This window comes from Paenibacillus sp. 32O-W (assembly GCF_007679495.1).
Taxonomy (GTDB): domain Bacteria; phylum Bacillota; class Bacilli; order Paenibacillales; family NBRC-103111; genus Paenibacillus_L; species Paenibacillus_L residui.
In genome coordinates this window covers 12599-32475 of the sequence record NZ_VEGP01000067.1, presented here as the reverse complement: position 1 = coordinate 32475, position 19877 = coordinate 12599, and the positions used below count along the sequence as shown (strand labels likewise).

The 19877-nt window shown below is 50.2% G+C and carries 16 protein-coding genes; 14 read left to right on the top strand and 2 right to left on the bottom strand.

All coding sequences use genetic code 11. The annotated features are described in order from the left end of the window. Nucleotides 1-59: 59 nt before the first annotated feature. Both FS806_RS20835 and FS806_RS26865 read right to left on the bottom strand, forming a co-directional pair. A complete protein-coding gene (locus FS806_RS20835; RefSeq protein ID WP_260982200.1) occupies nucleotides 60-2156 on the bottom strand; it encodes an ATP-binding protein in 2097 nt (698 codons plus the stop codon). Continuing rightward, the gene (locus FS806_RS26865) at nucleotides 2114-2980 is read right to left on the bottom strand and encodes a hypothetical protein (protein WP_260982199.1); all 867 of its coding nucleotides are present in this window, start codon (nucleotides 2978-2980) and stop codon (nucleotides 2114-2116) included. The genes FS806_RS20835 and FS806_RS26865 overlap by 43 nt, the downstream gene beginning before the upstream one ends. Before the next feature lie 314 nt (nucleotides 2981-3294). Between FS806_RS26865 and FS806_RS20830 the strand changes: the two genes are divergently transcribed. From FS806_RS20830 to FS806_RS20770, 14 genes are all read left to right on the top strand, one after another. After that, nucleotides 3295-4329: a response regulator gene (locus tag FS806_RS20830; protein WP_260982198.1), complete on the top strand. Its 1035-nt coding sequence runs from the start codon at nucleotides 3295-3297 to the stop codon at nucleotides 4327-4329. Between the two features lie 245 nt (nucleotides 4330-4574). Further along, nucleotides 4575-5669 carry a hypothetical protein gene (locus tag FS806_RS20825; RefSeq protein ID WP_222126738.1) on the top strand — a complete coding sequence of 365 codons (1095 nt, stop codon included), beginning with the start codon at nucleotides 4575-4577 and terminating at the stop codon, nucleotides 5667-5669. Then, nucleotides 5650-6501, top strand: a complete 852-nt coding sequence (locus FS806_RS20820) for a diguanylate cyclase domain-containing protein (RefSeq protein ID WP_186328466.1) — start codon at nucleotides 5650-5652, stop codon at nucleotides 6499-6501. Before FS806_RS20825 ends, FS806_RS20820 begins: the two co-directional genes overlap by 20 nt. Beyond that, a complete protein-coding gene (locus FS806_RS20815) occupies nucleotides 6467-8224 on the top strand; it encodes a polysaccharide deacetylase family protein (RefSeq protein WP_144940467.1) in 1758 nt (585 codons plus the stop codon). The genes FS806_RS20820 and FS806_RS20815 overlap by 35 nt, the downstream gene beginning before the upstream one ends. Further along, nucleotides 8217-9491 (top strand): glycosyltransferase family 2 protein, encoded by a 1275-nt coding sequence (locus FS806_RS20810; protein ID WP_144940465.1) that lies wholly within the window; start codon nucleotides 8217-8219, stop codon nucleotides 9489-9491. Before FS806_RS20815 ends, FS806_RS20810 begins: the two co-directional genes overlap by 8 nt. 25 nt (nucleotides 9492-9516) lie before the next feature. After that, nucleotides 9517-11799 (top strand): cellulose biosynthesis cyclic di-GMP-binding regulatory protein BcsB, encoded by a 2283-nt coding sequence (locus tag FS806_RS20805; protein ID WP_186328465.1) that lies wholly within the window; start codon nucleotides 9517-9519, stop codon nucleotides 11797-11799. A 112-nt stretch (nucleotides 11800-11911) separates the two neighbouring features. Further along, the gene (locus FS806_RS20800) at nucleotides 11912-13027 is read left to right on the top strand and encodes a GGDEF domain-containing protein (RefSeq protein WP_144940462.1); all 1116 of its coding nucleotides are present in this window, start codon (nucleotides 11912-11914) and stop codon (nucleotides 13025-13027) included. A 203-nt stretch (nucleotides 13028-13230) separates the two neighbouring features. Continuing rightward, complete coding sequence (locus tag FS806_RS26860) at nucleotides 13231-13356, top strand: hypothetical protein (protein ID WP_260982197.1); 126 nt, start codon at nucleotides 13231-13233, stop codon at nucleotides 13354-13356. A gap of 153 nt (nucleotides 13357-13509) precedes the next feature. Then, nucleotides 13510-14442 (top strand): helix-turn-helix transcriptional regulator, encoded by a 933-nt coding sequence (locus tag FS806_RS20795; protein ID WP_144940460.1) that lies wholly within the window; start codon nucleotides 13510-13512, stop codon nucleotides 14440-14442. 63 nt (nucleotides 14443-14505) lie between these two features. After that, nucleotides 14506-15039 carry a DinB family protein gene (locus FS806_RS20790; RefSeq protein ID WP_144940458.1) on the top strand — a complete coding sequence of 178 codons (534 nt, stop codon included), beginning with the start codon at nucleotides 14506-14508 and terminating at the stop codon, nucleotides 15037-15039. Nucleotides 15040-15267: 228 nt separating this feature from the next. Then, nucleotides 15268-15468, top strand: a complete 201-nt coding sequence (locus FS806_RS20785; protein ID WP_144940456.1) for a cold-shock protein — start codon at nucleotides 15268-15270, stop codon at nucleotides 15466-15468. Nucleotides 15469-15770: 302 nt separating this feature from the next. Next, complete coding sequence (locus tag FS806_RS20780; protein WP_144940454.1) at nucleotides 15771-16001, top strand: cold-shock protein; 231 nt, start codon at nucleotides 15771-15773, stop codon at nucleotides 15999-16001. 689 nt (nucleotides 16002-16690) lie between these two features. Beyond that, nucleotides 16691-18559, top strand: coding sequence for a cache domain-containing sensor histidine kinase (locus FS806_RS20775; RefSeq protein WP_260982196.1), 1869 nt, complete (start codon nucleotides 16691-16693; stop codon nucleotides 18557-18559). Next, complete coding sequence (locus tag FS806_RS20770) at nucleotides 18534-19841, top strand: response regulator (protein ID WP_144940452.1); 1308 nt, start codon at nucleotides 18534-18536, stop codon at nucleotides 19839-19841. The genes FS806_RS20775 and FS806_RS20770 overlap by 26 nt, the downstream gene beginning before the upstream one ends. Nucleotides 19842-19877 lie beyond the last annotated feature (36 nt).

Sequence of the window (19877 nt, the reverse complement as noted above, 5' to 3'; positions counted from 1 at the left end):
AGCAACTTTTTATGACAGAAAAACCTGTCACGGCCCGGATCTTTCACTTTTTGACGAGGTTACTTTCCGATTTCATGTTCAATGGAAATTTCGACCCGGTCCCCCATATCGGTTATCCGAATGCGAAGCAGCCCTCCTTCGGACCGCTTCTTCAAACCGTGCCGAATCGCGTTCTCCACCAGAGGCTGAATAGATAGCGGGGGGATGACCGGTGCAACATTATGGTCAATCTCCCATGAAACCTGCAGCCTATCCTCAAACCGTTCCTTCTCTATAGCCAGATAGGAGCGAACGAGGCCAAGCTCATGCTCTAGAGGGACCAGCCGCTCGGAGTTCTGAAAGTCAAAGCTCGTGCGTAAATAATCCCCGAATGCTTCCAGCATTGTACGCATTCTAGGCATATCAATGTAGCTAAGAGCTACCAAGGAGTTCAGCGTATTGAACATAAAGTGAGGCTTAATCTGTGCCTGAAGCCAGGCCGCCTCCATACGCAGCCGATCGTGCACGGACCTCTTTAACCCGGTCAAAGCGTAAACCCGGGCTTTCAGTTCGGCAGCCTCCGCCGGTTTGGTCACATAATCGTTGGCGCCGGCAAGGAAACCGGTCTGGATATCCTCCAACTGATTGCGAGCGGTCACTAACAGGACAGGGAGCTCCCAGGGGGAGAAGCGCTCGCGGACTTTGCGGGTCAATTCGTATCCCGACATCTTCGGCATCATCACGTCCGAGATGATTAAATCCCACTCTCCCGCTTCCAGCATGGCCAAGGCTTCCTGAGCGCTTGCTGCCGTTACTATTTCGTAAGGTTCGGAAGACAGAATGGCCTCCAGTATATTCAGATTGACCGGATCATCATCTACGGCCAGCAGCCTGGGCACGTCAGATGAGATTCGGGAGATAGCAGGTCCGGGAGCCGCCCGAGACGAGCTTTCGCTCAGAGCTCGGGATGGCTCTTCAGCACAAGCGGCCGCCGTTTCGCTTTCCGCTTGGGAAACCGAAGGAAGGCCTGGCTCCTCCTGTATAATTGCCGGCTCGGCCAAAGGCAGGGTAAAGGTGAACACGGAGCCCTGTCCCGGGACGGAGTGGACCTCGATCGTTCCCCCGTGCAGGTCCACCAATTGCTGGCAGATGTTTAATCCCAGCCCGATTCCTCCTCCAATCGCGGTGATGCTGGAATCACCCTGTTCGTAAGGCTGGAAGATTCTTGTTTGGGTCTCCTCATCCATACCTATGCCGGTATCCTCGACCCGGATCCGGGCCATCCCTTCCTTAATAGAAGCGTCTATAGTAATAGTTCCTTCATGGGTATATTTCACCGCATTATGAAGCAGATTGAACAAGATCTGAATGAGCCTGTTCTCGTCTGCCATTACGGGCGGGAAGTTATCCGGGATCCGATGGACGAAACGGACCGGCTTGCCTTCGGTCATGAACCGAAGCATATCCAGCACACCCGATACCACCGTCTGTACCCGAAGAGAGGTTATGTTCAGCCGGACACGGTTTTCTTTCAGGCGGGTCAGATCCAGCAGATCATTCAACTGCAGCGACATACGGCGGCCTATGGTCATAAGCAGGTTCATATTTTTGCTCGTTTTATCATCTGCTGAAGCCTTGCTGTCCAGCACCGCCTGAGCAATATTGAGAATCGCATGCAGCGGGTTGCGCAATTCATGCGAGGTGTTCGCCAGAAAATCGTCCTTCAGCTTATCCTCCCGCTGCAGCTTCTCGGCAAGCTGCTTCGTCTTGGCGGCCGTACGGAAATAACGTCTGAACCAGTAGGTAGCGAAGGCCAGGCAAGCCAGGATCATGTCGACAGGATAATATTCTACATTCAACCAGTCTGATTTTTTGAAGACACCCCAGATGATGTTGGCCATAAGAGCGGTTGTTCCCAGCAGCAGAAACAAGGCATCTTTATTCCCCCGCAGCGTACTGCGAAGGGACAGGAACGGTACGGCCAGGAAAGCAAATAACAGGTAGACGACCCTCAGAGTTTTGGCCATCTCAACATATTCGGGCGGTGCCCATAGAATAAATAACAATAATAGAACATATACGATAGAGTACCAATGTAAGACTCGCTTGACGGATTTGCCGGACAACAATCTGCTCACAAATTCGAACAGGAATATGGCCGCTCCCGGGTAGACGATGATTTGCAGCTTCTGAGTCCATTCGTAGTTGAGCGGCAGCCAAACCAGCCATCGGCGACCAATATCGTTAGAATGGCAAACACGATCAAAAAAGAGAAGTAGATCAGAACCTTCTGCTGTTGTGCTATGAAATATAAAACAATGCTGTAAAAAACATGCATCAGCAAAATAGCGCAAACCATTAACTGCAGGCCGATAGAGATCATCGTTTCCTTGTTTACGGCGGCCGCCGTTCCGAACTTGATAGGGTGGCTTATCCCTCCATTTCGCAGATTATCGAAGTTGGCGGCGTGTATGACAATATCTATCTCGTTCCTATCAGTTGTAAAGGAAAGGGTATACGGGATTTCCTTGCCTGTATATTGATCGCTGCTCAGAGCCGGATATCCCGATTGACCTAACAATTGCCCATTGACGAATACCTCGGAAGAGGCAGGAATATCGGGGATTCGAAGGCCAAAGGGCTGTACGCTGTCCGGTTCAACCAATATACGCAGACGGTAGGATCCTGCCCCGAACGTCGGATGCGTCTGCGCGGATTCAGACATAATCCAATTTCCGGGCACCTGAAGAAACCCCTTGTCCTCTTCAGTCAGATTCGTCTGGACAGGGTCCCGCTGGATCAGTCTATGAGGGTAGAATTCCCATTCTCCATTCAGGGTAATGGTATGATTCGATGGCAGATCCCAGTCCCGCAAATCCAATATTCCTTGTACAGCTCGCGGATGCTCGGGAATCGTCTGAAATCCCATCCAGGCTAAGCGGATTCCAGTGATCAAAAGCAAGAATAATCCGGTAATCGATAAAATGGTTCTCATTTTCATGTTTAATTCATTCGACAAAAATCGTCTAATCCCTCCAAATGCCAGTTGGAATAATGTTGCAGCCTGTCAATGCTAGGGTTACAATCGGAATGGAGTATAGTCTGGTAGTAATAGTGTGTTACAACATGTATTAAATCGAGCCCGAAAATCGAGAAGATTAGTGTCGTTATTCGGTATTTCTAAACGGGAGGCAGCTGTATCATGAAAGCTATTCTTGTAGACGATGAGCGTCTGGCACTCAGCCATCTGGAGCTATTGCTGCGAGAGATTGGGGGGTTGAAATAGTAGGGCAATACCAGGATCCCCGGCAAGCATTGGAAGCCGCTTTGGCTCATAAGCCGGATGTTGTTTTTCTGGACGTGGAGATGCCCGAGATAAGCGGGATTGAGGTGGCAGAGAAGCTTCAATCCGCTCTGCCGGATGTCCGGATCATATTCGTTACGGCATATGACGAGTACGCTGTGAAAGCTTTCGAACTTCATGCCTTGGATTATATTCTTAAACCGCCTCGTCAGGAACGGTTGACCAAAACAATTCAGCGGCTGATGGGCCAGCGGCCTGCCGCCCCGCAGCTTTCCGTCAGGATACGCAGCTTTCAGAGTCTTCAGATCGAAAGCGGCCCTCCGGAGGCTTCCCAAATTGTTGAGGTCCGGTGGAGAACCAACAAGGCTCAGGAGCTGTTCGCATACTTGCTGCATCATCGGGGGAAAGCAGTGCGCAAGGATGTTCTGCTGGACCTGTTATGGCCGGATGTAGATTGGAAGAAAGGGTTCACCCAGCTCTACACCACGGTATATCAAATTCGTAAAATGCTGACCGCAGCCGGGGTAGACGTGGCTATCAAAAGTTATGAGGAAGGGTACCTGCTGGATTTGCAGCAGGTCAGGCTGGACGTCGATGAATGGGAGAGCGGGCTGCGCAAGGCGCCGCCGCTGACGGAAGCCAATCTACCTATACATATATCGCTATTGGAAGAGTATCGCGGGGATTACCTGGCCGATTATGATTATTTGTGGGCGGAGAATGAAAGGCAGCGGTTAAGAACGATTTGGACTCAGCACGCCATGCAGATTGGCGATTATTTTGTTTCCAATCGGGACTATATGAATGCCATTGGTCTCTATCACCGCATCCAAAGGATTCATCCCTATATGGAAAATATTTACTTTTCCCTGATGCAGTTATATGAAGAGTTGGGTGACCGCAGTTCGGTAGAACGGCAGTATGAGAGTCTGAAGACCATGCTGTCCACCGAATATGATGCGGAGCCGCAGCCCGAGATTAATGAATGGTATCAGGCCTGGAAAGAGGGGCAGGCTCAGAAGCTCGAAGAACATCGGTCCAATTAGCGGCCTGGAGCGGAAATAACAAAACCGGTACTAAAGTCACGGCCCGAGTTTCAGAAAATGTTCAGGTTCACACGGTTTAATAGAGTAATATTCAAATTTTGTCGAATTTTGAGGAAAAACCTTCGTAAGGTTCGGACGATCGAAGCAGGTTAACAGAATAGAACGAGTTAAGGAAGCACGGTGATCTCACAGTGATCGGAAAGTGGAAAGGATGGCCGGCAGCAGCTATTATTTTGGCGGTGATCATGATTTGTGTTATAACGATACTCTACACCCAGCGATCTGCCAAGCCGATGCGTGAGGCGGCGGCGGATTCTCTATCCGAGGCCGGCATGCTGCCGGGCGAAATCTTTATACGGCGCCAAATGATCAACGAAGACGGGACGCTGAAGACCAATCTGCAGCCCCGTTCAACGGAGAGCAAGGAAACTGCTCAAGGTGCGGAGGCACTATCCGAATCCATCGGATTATGGTTGGCTTATGCGCTTGAGAAGAACGACCAGATGCTGTTTGAACAGAATGTTGATGTTTTAAGTGAACATTTTATGGAAGATGGCGGATGGATATATTGGAAGATCGGGCAGGACGGCCCGGTCACCACGAATGCATTGATTGATGATTTGCGAATTATGGAAGCTTTATACAAGGCATCGGGCCGTTGGTCCGTCTCCAAGTATAAGGAGCTGGCCGATGCCATTGCCGGCAGCCTGCTCAAGAACCAGCTGACCGACGAAATTTTTACGGACTTCTATGACCGTGCTTCCCAATGGACAAGTCCGGTTCTAACCTTGTCCTACCTGAGCCCGTCTGCTCTTAAAGAAATGCTGAAGCATGAACGGCTTCCGGAGCCCCTTTATAACAAGGGGATAAAGCTGCTTACAGATCTTCCGGAGAATAACGGGTTTTTCCCGTTCTCCTATGATGTCAGCACGGAGCAGTATTCTTATAATGACGAGGTCCATTTAATCGATTTGCTGTACGTTATTTATCACCGGGCACAGGCGGGAGTGCGCTCCGATGAGTCGTGGCTTTTTCTTAAGGATGAATTCTATATGCACGAGATGCTGTACGGCAGATATGACGCTGACAGTAAGCAACCTTCCGTCTCTTTCGAATCGCCCGCGGTGTACGGCTTGGCCATTCTGTGCGCTTTAGAGTTCGACGAAGATGAGTTTGCCCGGGACTTGTACTATCGAATGATTCGTTACCAAACGCGGGATCCGGACAGCAAGTGGTATGGCGGTTATGTGGACTATCATACCAACGATACTCATATCTTTGACAACCTTGTCCCGTTATTGGCCGAAAGGAAGATGCTTAATGAAGGGCTTCTACGCTAGAAAGAACTATTATATTATTCAATGCCTGTTAGTGCTGCTGATTATCGTGCTTGGCTGGATAGTAGGCGACTACTCCGGAATTTCGCTATCCGACATGCTGCTCTTCGGGTCGGCTTTGCTCATAGTTATAACTGGGGTTGTCTTTGGCTTATTGCCCGGCTTGGGGGTCAGTCTTGTAGTTATGTTTCTGTTCGGGACATCACTGATTTGGGCCGCGTTCTTCTCCTCGGCCTCACTGCCCTCCGAGGGAGCGATCGTTCTGTGGATGGTTGTTTTCCTGGCGGCACCGATCATTACCGGACTGCTGCACAAATGGGTTATGACACTGTCTGCCGAGCATAAGGAAATGAGCGATAAATTCGAGCAATTCGTTACGATCGATGAAACGACCGGGTTTGATAATAACCGCCGGTTCTTCTTCGAGCTGGAGGAGGAATTCAACCGGTCGCAGCGTGTGCAGGCTCCATTCTCCCTGTTACTTATTCAAATCAAGTACTACGACAAATTCTGCTCCTTATACGGACAGAAGGAAGCCGATCATCTTATGCAGACGTTATCCGGGATTCTGTGGAATCACACAAGAAGGACCGACCGCAAATTTCGTCTGGAAGAAGACACCTTTGCCATCATCCTAACAAATACTTCGGAAACCAACGTTGATATTGTTATAGAGAAAATAGAGCATTTATGCAAAAATCATGAGCTGATCAACAAGAGGAAGAAGGTAACGCTGACCTTCTCTTTCGGCATTTCTAGCTACAACGAAAGTTTAAGTGACTATATGGAGCTGGTACAGAATGCGAATCATGAGCTTGAGCAATACATTCAATAAAATAATGGTTTGTCTGGCACTGGTCTGTGCGCTCCATATTCTTTGCAGCATTCCGCTGAAAGCCGCCGGAGCCGCCTCTTCCGAAAATACGGAGGGGCAGGAACTGAGAAAAATACTGGTCGTGTATTCCACCGAGCAGGGTGAGCCGGACGATTCGGTGCGGATTCTCGATCTGGTGCTGGGGCATTTTACAGCCGACCTTGTCTTTGTCAGTGATGACCAGGTGACTGAAGAAGCGATCCGCGATAGTACGCATGTGGTGTATTACGGCAAAGTATCCCGGAGCTTACCGGAGCAGTGCAGGCAGCTTCTGACAGCATATCGCGGCCCGCTGCTGGTCATTGGAGAAAATATAGAGCAGCTGGCCGGCAGGTTTTCCTTCCTTGAAGTCTTGGGCAAGACGGAAATTAACAAAGTAAGCAAAGACGCTTCCTCCTACCAGCTTCTGGATCAGAACTATCCGGCCATCCAGGTGCTTCTTCGTCAGGGAGAAGCCGTATATCAAGGTTGGAGAGGAGAGTATTCTATTCCTCTGTTGTCTGTACACGAAGGCGACGCCTACTTCGCGACACCCAATCTGGATGCACCCTTTATCCATTTTCTGGGGGAAGGCCTCTATTCTTTCTTTGACGAGAAGCATAAAGGTGAGCGGCTGGCCTACATCCGTCTGGAGGATGTGCATCCCTTCTCCGACCCCAATCTCGTGAAAGAAGCAGGCGAATACCTGGCAGATAAGCAAATTCCTTTCATGATCGCCGTTATCCCCGTCTATACCAATCAGGACACCCATGCGCAGTACCGACTTAAAGATAAACCTGAAATGGTCAAAGTGCTGAGAGATTTGCAGGCACGCGGAGCAAGCATCATCCTTCACGGCTATACGCACCAGTACCGGTCGTCTGAGACCGGAGAAGGCTTCGAGTTCTGGGATGTCGAGAACAACATTCCGATTTCCGGTCCGCCCGATTCGGTAATTGAGGTCAAGCGGCGCCATCATTTTTCCTCCGAAGCACAATATGAAGCCTATTTGAGGGACAGGCTGGAGTTTCAGGAGAGCTATACCCGGGAACGGCTGGAGAAGGGCATCCAGGAGTTAACAGAGCTTGGATTGTATCCGCTTGGCTTCGAGGCCCCCCACTACACTATGAGCCTGGAGGGTTATCGGTGGGTATCGGAATATTTCACTTATCTCCTCGGGCAGACCCAATTAGGGAATGAGGATTGGCATCATATGAGCACCGCCCCTTATGTAACCAGCCCCTCTTTCCTGGGCGGGATGACTCTGCTGCCGGAAACCGTCGGGTATTACGATCCGGAATCGCTGACTCCAATAGGGGACTTTGCCGAAAAATTGGAGCAGATGAGTTTTATAGAGGACGGGATGATCGGAATGTTCTACCACCCGTATCTGGGGGTGAAGGGCCTCAGGGACATGATTGCCTACGCCGAGGAGATACCCGGTCTGCGATGGATCGATATGAAAACATTGGAACATCGCAAATCGGAGAAGTTCTCCGCTGTCGACCGCTCGGACAGACCTTATACGGGGGACAGTTTCTTCTCGAAGTTAGCCGAGTTCTGGGAGGCCGGGACAGTACAGAAGGTTCTGTGGATAGTCACCGCTGTAGTTACGTTCATGGTTATCGCCTTCTTGCTATATACATTGCGGATTCGGCTCAGCTTGCGTAAACAGCTGTTTGAGGAGAGAAGAAATCATGGCTAACACGCTATTCTATATTTCGCTGTCCGTCATCTGGATCATGCTCCTGTACCACATGTTTCTGATGCAAGGAGGCTATCTGCATTATTTGCGTTTCCGGCGGCCCATCAAGCGGTGGGAGCAGAACGGGATTCCTCTGCCCAAGGTCAGCATTCTGATTCCGGCGCATAACGAAGAGGTGGTCATCGAACGAACCCTGAAGGCGATGATTCGGCTCGAGTACCCGAAAGAAAAGCTGGAAATCGTCGTCATCAACGACAACTCTTCAGACCGGACCGGGGAGATTGCCGACAAGTATGCCGCCAAATATCCTTCCGTGAAGGTGGTCCATACTAAACCGCCCCACGCGGGCAAAGGAAAATCAGGAGCGTTGAATCAAGGGCTTAAGCATTCTACCGGCGATATTATTGTCGTATATGATGCGGATAATACCCCGGAGCGCAAGGCAGTGTACTATTTGGTTCTGGCCATGCTGAATGATCCCAAGGCCGGGGTGGTCGTCGGCAAGTTTCGTGTTGTCAATGCTGCACACAATCTTCTCACTCGGTTCATTAATATCGAGACCATATGCTTTCAATGGATGGCCCAGGCCGGCCGGTTCAACTGGTTCAAGGTGACGACCATTCCAGGGACGAATTTTGCCATTCGCAGAAGCCTGATCGAGCAGTTAGGGGGCTGGGACGAGAAAGCACTCGCGGAAGATACCGAGCTGACTATTCGAGTTTATAATAGCGGCTATTATATCCGTTTTTTCCCGGCAGCTATTACCTGGGAGCAGGAGCCGGAAACGTGGAAGGTATGGTGGAAGCAGAGGACAAGGTGGGCACGCGGCAATCAATACGTGGTGCTGAAGTTCGCCGGCAGCTTGTTTTCTTTGCGGAAGAAAAGCATTATGTTCGACATTCTGTACTTCTTCTTTACGTATTTTTTGTTCTTCCTGGGCGTCATTATTTCGGACATGCTGTTTATCATTAACCTCTTTGTCGATTTGCAGCTCAACATCGGTATCGTCGCCATCATTCTGTGGATTCTGGCCTTCTTCTTGTACGTTACGGAAGTCATGATCGCATTGAGTATAGAGAGAACGGAATTTACGCTGAAAAACATACTGATTATTTTGTTCATGTATTTTACCTACTCCCAGCTCTGGATTGTGCTGGTGATGTATGCATTGTTTCTGGAGACCAAACGGGTGCTTCTCCGCGAGGAAACCCGATGGTACAAAACGGAACGCTTTAGCAAAGATAAACAACAAAAAGAAGCCTTGTAGCGGAGAGAAGGATGGGGGAAAGCAAATGGACAAACAGTGGAAGTGGATTAAAGCGGTTGTTATAGCGAGTCTGGTTATAGCTATTATAAAACCGGCAGGGGCGGCTTATGCCGAGGCCGGACAGGCCCCCGTTCCAAGGGAAATCAGCGCCGTCTACCTTCAAGATGCAGTGCCATCGACGACGGCCTCCAATGTATCCGGGACCTCTCCCGGTTACATCTATCGCTTTCTCAGCGAAGCAGTCACCCTGCAGGGGGTCGAGCAGGCGCAAGATTTTTATTATCAAGTTCCTAAAGCGGAACTGGGAGACAACAACTATATTGAGCTGGAATGGCGTCAATCTGACCTGCTGCTTGCCTCTCAATCGACCTTAACGGTTATGGTAGACGATAAGCCGTTAACAAGTGTTCGGTTGGACGGCGAGGAAAATCATGCCCGCATTCCGTTAGGCCCGGAGGAAATGTCGCCTGGGTATCATAAGCTGACGTTGAGCAAGTACAGCGTCATCGCGGACAATTATTGCGTTGACCAGTATAACCCTGCCAACTGGCTGAAAATTACACCGACATCCCATGTCTTCATGGATACCCGATCGAATTGGACTGCTTCGGATTTATTGAAGGATTTCCCGCATCCTTTTATTGAGCAGGGGATGCAGGAGGAAGTGTACGGAGTGATCGTTGTGCCGGATCATCCGTCTGCGGAAATCATCGCCTCATCTCTGCAGGTATCCTCCTACTTGTCTTCTCTAACGGCAACGAGGAAGGCAATGCCCATTAAGACGGAATCCGAATGGTTGAGCTCCGCGGAGTTTACCCATGCCTTAGCCATGGGAGGGACAGGTCAATGGAACGGACCCGTTAAGAATATTCTGGACAACCACCTTTTAGAGCTTCAGGGTGAAGAGCTGTCCCTGGACAACTTCTCCGTTACGGACAACCAAACCGGATTGACGAAGCAGATGCTGCTTGTCTCTGCGGAAACCGATCGGGCTATTGCAGATAAAATTCGGGTATTGACCGATTCGAAGCTGGCCAAGCAGTTAACCGGCAACCACCTGATTATCCGGGAAACACCGCAGCCACAGACCGATGCCGGCCCAACCAAACCTTTGACCCTATCTTCTTATGGGTACGGACATGTTTTGTTGGATACCGTACATCCGTCGACCGATCGGTGGACGCTCCGGATTCCTTCTTACTGGAAGCTGGCGGGAGAGGCTTCCCTTGAGCTGAAGCTGAAGACTTCGCCGTTACTGACCCACGAGCTGGAGGAGTATAAACGGAACAAGAAAACCCGGAAAACATCGGCCAATCAACAGGAGAAGGAGGAAGGAAGTATTGCCCTGGGAACCTCCCGTACTGCATTAACGGTAACGATCAACGAAATTCCGACCAGCGTGCCGCTTCAGGTAGGCGAAGGGCAGGATGGCAGCTATACGGTCAGCATTCCTCTTACCAGATATATTGAGGATCCGGACTTCAACGGGGTATTAGAGCTGACCTTTGCAGCCAATATCGTAGAGCCGGAAGAGGTTTGTTATCCGGACCGCAATGGGGGCCGATGGATTTTTATCGATAAGGAAAGCGTTGTTCAGCTTCCCCATGAAATCATTGGGAATGACAGCTTCCAATACTGGCCTGCGCCCTTCGTCAATGATCGCGGGCTGGATCAGACCGCCTTTATTCTGCCTCAGGAGGTCAACGGCTCGACGTTGAAGCAGCTATCCCTGCTGATGAACGAGATGGTTGGCGACACGGGGAATCTGAACCGGCCCGTTGTATTCAGCGAGCCGCTGTCCGCTGATGCGGTTCAATCGTTGAAAGACTTTAATATCGTGCTGTTGGGAGATATCGGCCTGTACCCATCATTGCAGCAGGAGAAGGACAAGCTGAAGCTGCAATCGGAGAACGGCCGGCTGTCCTTGGCGAAATATAACGTAATCGGTGAAACGGCAGAGTATGCTGCCTGGATACAGCCCTCTGTCTGGAATAAGGACAAGCGGATGGCTGTGTTTCAATCGGCCAACGGCCAAGAGGGATTTACGCATCCGCAGCTGCTGCAGTTCCTTAAGAATGAGCAAGAGAACCATAGCTTGGTTATCATGAGCCGATCCCAGGAAGTATGGTCCGTTTCGCTGGATCCGCAGCAATCCCAAGGCTCTCAGGGGGAGGAAAGCCCTTCTCCGTCGAAGGGAGCCGGCTTATCGAAGTTTTCTGCCTGGCTTCTGGTGCTTCTGCCCGTTCTATTTCTAGTGCTGCTGTTTGTCTTTATCCGATTGTGGAAGAAGCAAAAGAAGAACAACTAACCGACATCGAAATTATGTTCAGAAATTGTTCAGCCTGCTATAGTTAAATAGGATAATACTATACTCTTCGAATGAGATAACACGGTTAGGATAATATAAAGGATGGATTTTAATGGTAATGAGCAAGTCGATGGGCAGGGAACAGAGTCCCGTCCCGGAGTTACAGCAGGGCACCCCGTTGTCCTCATATAAGGACAGCGGAGTGACTTCAGCGGAAATCATGTCCATGATTCATTCTGTTACGGATAAGTGGCTCGAGCAATTGGAAGGGATCCCCGTCATGGTTAAGGTAACCGATCGGGACGGCCATATTACGGGGATTATGGGAGACCCTTCATTAAAGCGGTCAGCCCTCGAATCATCAACTCCCGACCTTACGCCTCTGAAAAGCTATACGGTTCCCCTCCCGGAAGAAGAGGATTTTCAGGGGCTTGGGGCCATCTCTATCGTTACTACGGCTGTGCATGCCCACCCCTTGTTTAACGCCATGCTGGTATCTGCCGTCCAATCCTTGGAAAATGAGATCCGACTGTTAAAGGAATTAAAGGAGGCCGCCAGCCGCTGCAGAATGGCGGATGCCTACCGGCACATGGCCTACCATGATGACTTGACGGGTTTGCCCAATCGGAGACATTTGGCAATGACCATTCCCGAGCTGATAGATAAAGCAAAGTGCAATCAACATATGCTGGCTGTCTTGTATCTTGATTTGGACAGATTTAAGCAGGTTAATGACGGGTATGGCCATTCTCAGGGAGATGCCCTCCTTAAGGAAGTCGCGGAAGAGCTTCAGAATGTCCTTCCCCAAGGGGTCGTTGTCAGAATGGGAGGAGATGAATTCACAATCCTGCTCCCCGAGATTGCACAACAGGAAGAGGCGATGCAGGCGGCCGAGAGAGTACTGGGCTGCCTGGACCGGGATGTCAATATAGGAGGCTCCTCCTTCAAGATGTCCGTCAGTATCGGAATTTCCTGCTATCCCCAAGACGGGCTGGAGGCGGAAACGTTATTGGAGCATGCCGACCTGGCCATGTACCAAGCCAAGTCATCAGGCAAGAACCAATACCGGATGTACTCGCCTGCGATGAATCGCAGTCTGGTTCAGCTATCGCTGCAATCCAGGCTGCATAACCCTTCCGGTGCCGGAGCTGCCGTACTAAGGCGCTACCCTACACCTGCGCGGAGCCGAAACCGAAAGCTTTTTTTCCCTAAAGGGCTCCCGTTATAGATCCGCGGTTAAACGGTTAAGGAACGGTGTAAGTGACAGAAGGATGGAGAGCACAATGATGACCGATATAGGCAGACGCAGAAAAATTCGAAGCATTATCAAGCAGTACCCGGAAGTAACCGATTCGGAAATCACCTTCCCTGATCCAGGTTATTAAAGAAAAGAAGGTCCACCTGATTGTCAATCGGAACAATCCCATTTTTATGAAAGATCAGACCAAATACAGATCCATGATGGACCAATTGGGACGGATCGAAAACCGGCTTCTGTCAGGGGAAGCGGGCGAAGGGGATGCCATCGCCGAGGTTAAGGAATTCTTTCTGAAATAATTATGCCGTATGATGCGGATGCTAGACGAGGCGGATACGGTTATGATATAGACAACTGAAGGTCAGGTTAACCAAGATAGTAGAGAGGAATCCGAAACGGAAAATCGGAACCGGACCTTGCAACTTCTAGTCAAAAGAAGGATGTTGTCCCCTATGAACAAGACCGATCGACTATTGGCGATCGTGCTGGAGCTTCAGCGCAACGGAATGCAGCGGGCGGAAGATTTGGCTGCCAAATTCGAGACCAGCATACGAACCATTTACCGGGATATGCAGGCTTTGAGTGAAGCCGGTGTTCCGATAGTAGGCGCCCCCGGGCAAGGATATTCTTTGCTTGAGGGGTATTTTTTGCCGCCTATGAGCTTTACCGTGGAGGAGGCCGTCACCTTGCTGATCGGCCTTCATTTCGTTGAGCGCGAGTTTGACGATGATTATCAAGCTAAGGCGTATGCGGCAAGGGGGAAAATCGAAGCCATCCTTCCGGGGACCACTCGCAGGGAAGCGGAGCGGGTGCGGGATGCGTTTAGACTGCTTACGGGTAAAATGTCAGAGGGCAACGGCCGGCGGGAGGAGATGCTCAAGCTGTTGCGCCGCGCTATTCTGGATCAGAGAAGAGTCCGGTTCAATTATAAGAAGCCTGGTCTCGATGTCCGTGTCCGCAAGGTGGACCCTTACGGAATTGTATATATCGGGGGGACGTGGGTGCTCGTTGCTTTCTGCCATCTGCGGCAGGCTCTCCGTCATTTCCGTATGAGCCGTATACGTGATCTGGAATTGCTTGTTGAGGGATTTCGGCGTCCGCCGGATTTCACTCTGCACAGCTATCGGCCTCCGGATGATCGCAGCGTCTTGATAAAGCTCCTTATCCATCATCGCGCCGCGGATAAAGTGAAGGAGAGCGATTATTTCTACATCGAAGAGCTGGAAGACGGCCAGGATGGCCTGCATGTTACGCTTAGAGTCCGCCGGCCCGAGGAGGTCCTGCACTGGATTCTCGGCTGGGGATCGGATGCCGTCGTATTAAGCCCGGAATCATTGCGGCAGAGAGTTCGCGAAGAAGCGGAAAAAATAATTAAACGCTACTGACATACTGCTGTCAGTAGCGTTTTTGTATAGTAAGGGTACTTACACGAAAGGAGCTAAGCATTTATGGACTCTAATCAAATCTTGCAGAGCTTTCAGAAAGTAACCGAACGATATATTCAGGAAATCGAACGGCTGGAGTGGGAGCAAATGCTCCGCAAACCAAGCGAGGATGAATGGTCGCTTGGACAAATGTACATGCATCTGATTAACTCGGCCCTCTATATGCAGTTGAAGAATGCGGAGGCTTGTCTGGATCATTCAACGGCTGCTGCGCCGGCTGAGGAGAAAACGGAGAGAGGTCGTGCGGTATTCGCCCAGGGCAGCTTTCCGCCGATCGCCATTCGCGTGCCTCCTTCTGACCAATATATTCCCCCGCAGCCAGCCGGCAAGGATCAGATCATTGACGGCTTGATGCAGGTCGTAAGCCGGATGCAGGACATTGAGCCTCAATTGAAAGGTGTCTCTCTTGCCTATACGAGGCCGCATCCCGGCTTCGGCGGATTAAATGCGAAGGAATGGTTTTGGCTCGTTGAGATGCACTATCGTCATCACCTTCACCAGCAAGAACGGCTGAAAGCATGGTTGCGTACCGGATGAAGCTTTACAACGGCGGCTGCGAATCAAGGGAAAAGCCCGCAGCCGTTTTTTTCTTGCTTTTTGAAACGGTTAGTGTTAATATAAGGATTAATATACGAAAACACTGGAATTCACATGTTGTAAAGGGTTATCCTTCGTATTGCGGTGCCTTTTCCAATATGTGAATTTTTATTTTCTATCCAGAAATAAAATGATCATGTTAATTTTTAAAGTTTGGAGGCTGTTTGTATGCAAACAGGTACAGTGAAATGGTTTAACGCGGAAAAAGGCTTCGGATTTATCGAAGTGGAGGGCGGCAGCGATGTATTCGTGCATTTCAGCGCGATTACAGGGGAAGGCTTCAAATCGTTGGATGAAGGCCAACGCGTTCAATTCAACGTGGTTCAAGGAAATCGCGGACCGCAAGCTGAGAACGTAGTGAAGCTCTAGGTTAAACCCTTAAACTGCCCTTAACTCCAGTTAGGGGCAGTTTTTCTTAAAAGATAAGAAAGCATAAGTTTCACCTTATACCTGTTCTTATATTTCATCGGTAAAAAGGGCGGCGATAGCCGTTTATCCTAGATTTTGCCTCCAGAGGCGAGCCTTCGCTTTTGCAAACATTACGGACAAGAAAGTTGGCAATGACGGTACAGCATTGATTGTCTGGATTCGGCACGTACGTAACTTCAGAACGGAATGAACGCTTATCCTTCATGGACGAGTGTATGATCCTACAGGGAGGAGTTAGTGAGATGAGCTATCGCAGAAGAATGTTGGAGGACATTCCTGAGGAGGATACAAGAATATGGTTCTGTACCCACAAGGGCTGCAAGGGCTGGATGAGGGATAATTTCACCTTCGATAGTTCTCCCAGATGCCGGTTGTGCAATTCCCCGATGGATATCGGTACAAGGAAGCTCCCGGCATTGATCAATACCAACGGGGACCCTAAAGCTTTGAAGAAAGGCATCTCCATTCAATAATCAACGAGCATGGAAGCCCTGACCGCAGGAGGTCGGGGCTTTGTTACCACATAGGAATCCTTAAGTTGATTAAAGCGGGCACAAATTCCTGCGGTAATGCATCAATTTTGAACTGATAGGCTCCGTTAAAAGTTATTTTTCCACATAGAAATCATTAAATTCTTACAGAGTTAATATAGCGTAGAACAAAGTTTCCTATTAGACCCCCATGCCGCTGACCGCGGCACCATCAGATGATGAAAATGGATGGATTTTCAAGGTAGAATTGAGTTGAATTGCTTCAATAGTGTGAAATTTGAAAACTAAATGGATTTCATACAGTTAGATTTCTATATTCGGAAGAAATATGGAAACTAACTGGAAAACCTACAGTTAGTTTGCGCCAAAACAGCCGTTTCGCCCAAAGCTGCCCATTTTAACTGTAGTTTATCCAGTTAGTTTGATCATTTTCGCCCATTCGCTTGAATCTACCTGTACAAAATACAGTTAGACGTGCCGCTCCGCTTGCAACGATGCCTGCAGACGGTAAAATAGACGGATTTTCAAGGTAGTATAGTAAGCTGCTTTCGAAAGACTGCCACGCTAAGGCCGTAGTATACGAGTGTTGGCGCAACGATAAAATTTCCATCTCCGCTGACGATCGGCAGGTATGTAAGTTTGTGGGTCTAAAAAATTTTTGGATTGCCGATTTGGCAGGAATATGGTTTTATTGGATTTACGGGGATTTTTATGTAAACGCTTTAATGGGAGGCGTGGCGGAAGTGGAGCTGAAGAAAAGATTAATACTGCTGTTTCTCGTCGTTGCGGTTACTCCTCTTGCGCTGCTGGGGGCATTTTCCTATTACAAGTCGGCGGAAGCCATCCTCGATCAAGTATGCCGGAGCATACTGGAGAACCTGTCACAAGTGAATCACAGCATCAATTATTTTGTTAAAGATATCGAGCAATTGTCGATGTATATCTATAGCAACGAAGATATTCAGCAGGTGCTGTCCAAGCCGGGCGACCGCAGTTTGGCCGAGAAGCATAGCGACCGCAAGCAAATTAATGCGATTCTGGAATCATTCCTCGGGTTCAAAAACTGGGAAATCTCCATTTACCTATTGGGGGAAAACGGGGACCGCTATTTCACCGGCGAGTTGCTGCCTAATTCCTACCGCGACTACAACGTCCACTGGGGGCTGTTCCGCAAAGCCGATCTGGCGAACGGAAACGTAGTCTGGGATACCCATTACGCGATGAAAAAAATGGATGATTTCGGCGTCGTTCTCAGCTCCGGCCGTATGCTCAAAAATATTGAAACCAATCAGCCTCTGGGCTTTCTGGTGATCGATATAATGGAGCCGGCGCTTGCCGATAAATATAATAAGGCCCAATTATACCCCGGGGGAGAGGTGTTCCTGCTGGACCGCAACGGTTACGTGGTCTCCAGTCTGCCCTCCAAGCATCAGGTGGGGACTAAGCTGGATCAGCCTTATATTGATCAGGTCCTGGAGGGGAAGAAAGGCTTCTTCCGCATCCCGCCGGGAGAACGGGGAGGTTCCTCGGCCATGGTGACCTTCGACACCTCGGAGATGACCGGCTTCAAGCTGGTCAATGTAGTGCCGGTCAGCGCGTTGACGAAGGAAGGAAGCAGCATCCGCAATTTGACCCTGATCATCATTGCCATATGCATTCTGTTCGCTTTCTGGCTCGCTTATTTTCTGTCCAACAACGTGACCCGTCCTTTGCGGAAGCTGCGCTTTCTGATGCGACTCGTCGAGGAGGGAAACATGAACGTTACGTTCGCCGCCGGCTCCAATGACGAGATCGGACAGCTGGGCAGAAGCTTTAACAAGATGCTGGCCCATATCAAGCAGTTGATCAATGAAGTATACGAGAAGCAGCTAAAGCTGCGCGAGGCCGAGCTGAAAGCGATCCAGGCCCAGTTCAATCCCCATTTTCTGTATAATGCGCTCGATTCCATCAATTGGATGGCACGAATTCATAAAGTGCATGATATCAGCAAAACCGTAGTTTCCCTGGGAGAGCTGCTTCGCTTCAGCATTCGCAAGGATCACGAAATTATCGAGGTGCGGGAAGACATTCAACAAATCAAAAATTATCTGGTCATTCAAAATATGCGCTACCGGGATAAATTCGACGTCCGCATCGAAATAGAACCGGAGATTGAAGGCTGCTATACCTTGAAGCTTCTGCTCCAGCCTATTGTCGAAAACGCTATCACTCACGGGCTGGAAATGAAGGAGGATAAAGGGTCTCTAGTCATTACGGGCAAGAAAAACGGAGGCCGGCTCAGATTTACGGTTGAAGACGACGGGGTAGGAATGAGTGCAGATCTTGTGCAGGCCATGAGAGAGAATCGGTATCGTTCGTCCGCCTCCGATAAGACAGGCATCGGACTTTCCAATGTAAGACGCAGGCTGGAATTATATTTTAGCGGAAATTACGAAATGGAGTTGGACAGCCGCCCGGGCCAAGGGACGCGGGTTCGGATAGAATTTCCGATATTGACGGAGAGGGAGGGCAGATATGCACACAATCCTGATAGTGGATGACGAATGGCTGGTGCGGGAAGGATTGAAGCAGACGATTCCATGGGAAGAGATTGGCTGCCGGTTGATCGGAGAAGCCGCTAACGGACAAGCCGGATGGCAGATGATCGAGCGGCTTAAGCCTGACATTCTGCTTACGGATATCCGGATGCCCGGCTGCGACGGATTGGAGCTGGCCAGGAGGGCAGGCGAAGCTTATCCGCACACGAAGATCGTCTTCCTGACCGGGTTCGACGAGTTTGCTTATGCCCAGCAGGCGATTAAGTTAGGGGCCGCCGATTTTGTCCTCAAGCCGACCGATCCCGATGAATTGATGCGCACGATAGGCAGAGTCATCCGGCAAATTGAAGCCGAGAGGGAGCAGCAGGAATACGCAAAGCGGCTGGAGCTGAAGATTGAGAGCAGCCAACCGCTGCTGCTGGCCAAATTGCTGCATGATTTCATGCTGGATAGCGCCACGGAGCGGGAAGCCGAGCTGCTGAAGGAGCTGCTGGGAGACCGGGTGAATGAAGTGTTTGCCTCGTTTCAGGTCGCAATTGTAGAGTGGGAGCCGGACAGCACTCAAGAAGACAGACTTCCCTGGACAGCGGCATTGGAGCCGCTTATGCAAGCTTTGGATGGCTGGTCCCCGGTGGCAGGCTCCAGTGGGGCAGCTTCAATCGTTTCCGATGCCGGCTACTGCACAGAAACAGGAAGCCTGCGGCTCTTCATGCACGAGCATCGGCTTGCCGTTCTCCTGGCCTGTCCGTCCGCAGGCTGGAGGGAACAGGCTGCGGGGCTCATCGCGGCTTGCCGGGACCAGGGATGGAGCGTAGCGGTCGGCATTAGCGGTACGCACCGGCACTACCATTCGCTGGCAGCGGCCTATCATGAGGCGGAGGTGGCCTTGCAGCAGAAGGAATATATCGGTTATAACCGGATCATCTGCTATGAAGAATTGGATCAGCTGATCGTCAAGGAGAAATACGGTTTGGATACGATTGAACAATATATCAGGGAGCACTACGATAAGGATATTTCCTTGCAGGACGTTGCCGCATCGGTTCATATGAGCGAAAGCTATTTCAGCCGGATATTCAAAAAATACAGCGGAGTCAGCTTTATCGAATATGTAACCCAATTGCGCTTGGAGAAGGCGAAGCAGCTTCTGCTGCGGCCGGATGCCAAAATTTATGAGGTCTCCCTGGCGGTAGGATATCAGGACGCTCGCTACTTCAGCCAGCTGTTTCGCAAATGGACTGGGGAAACCCCGACCGAATTTCGCAGGCGAATGGGATTGCACTAAGCGGTGCTTTCACGGACGCCTGTTTTTTCTTTCCCA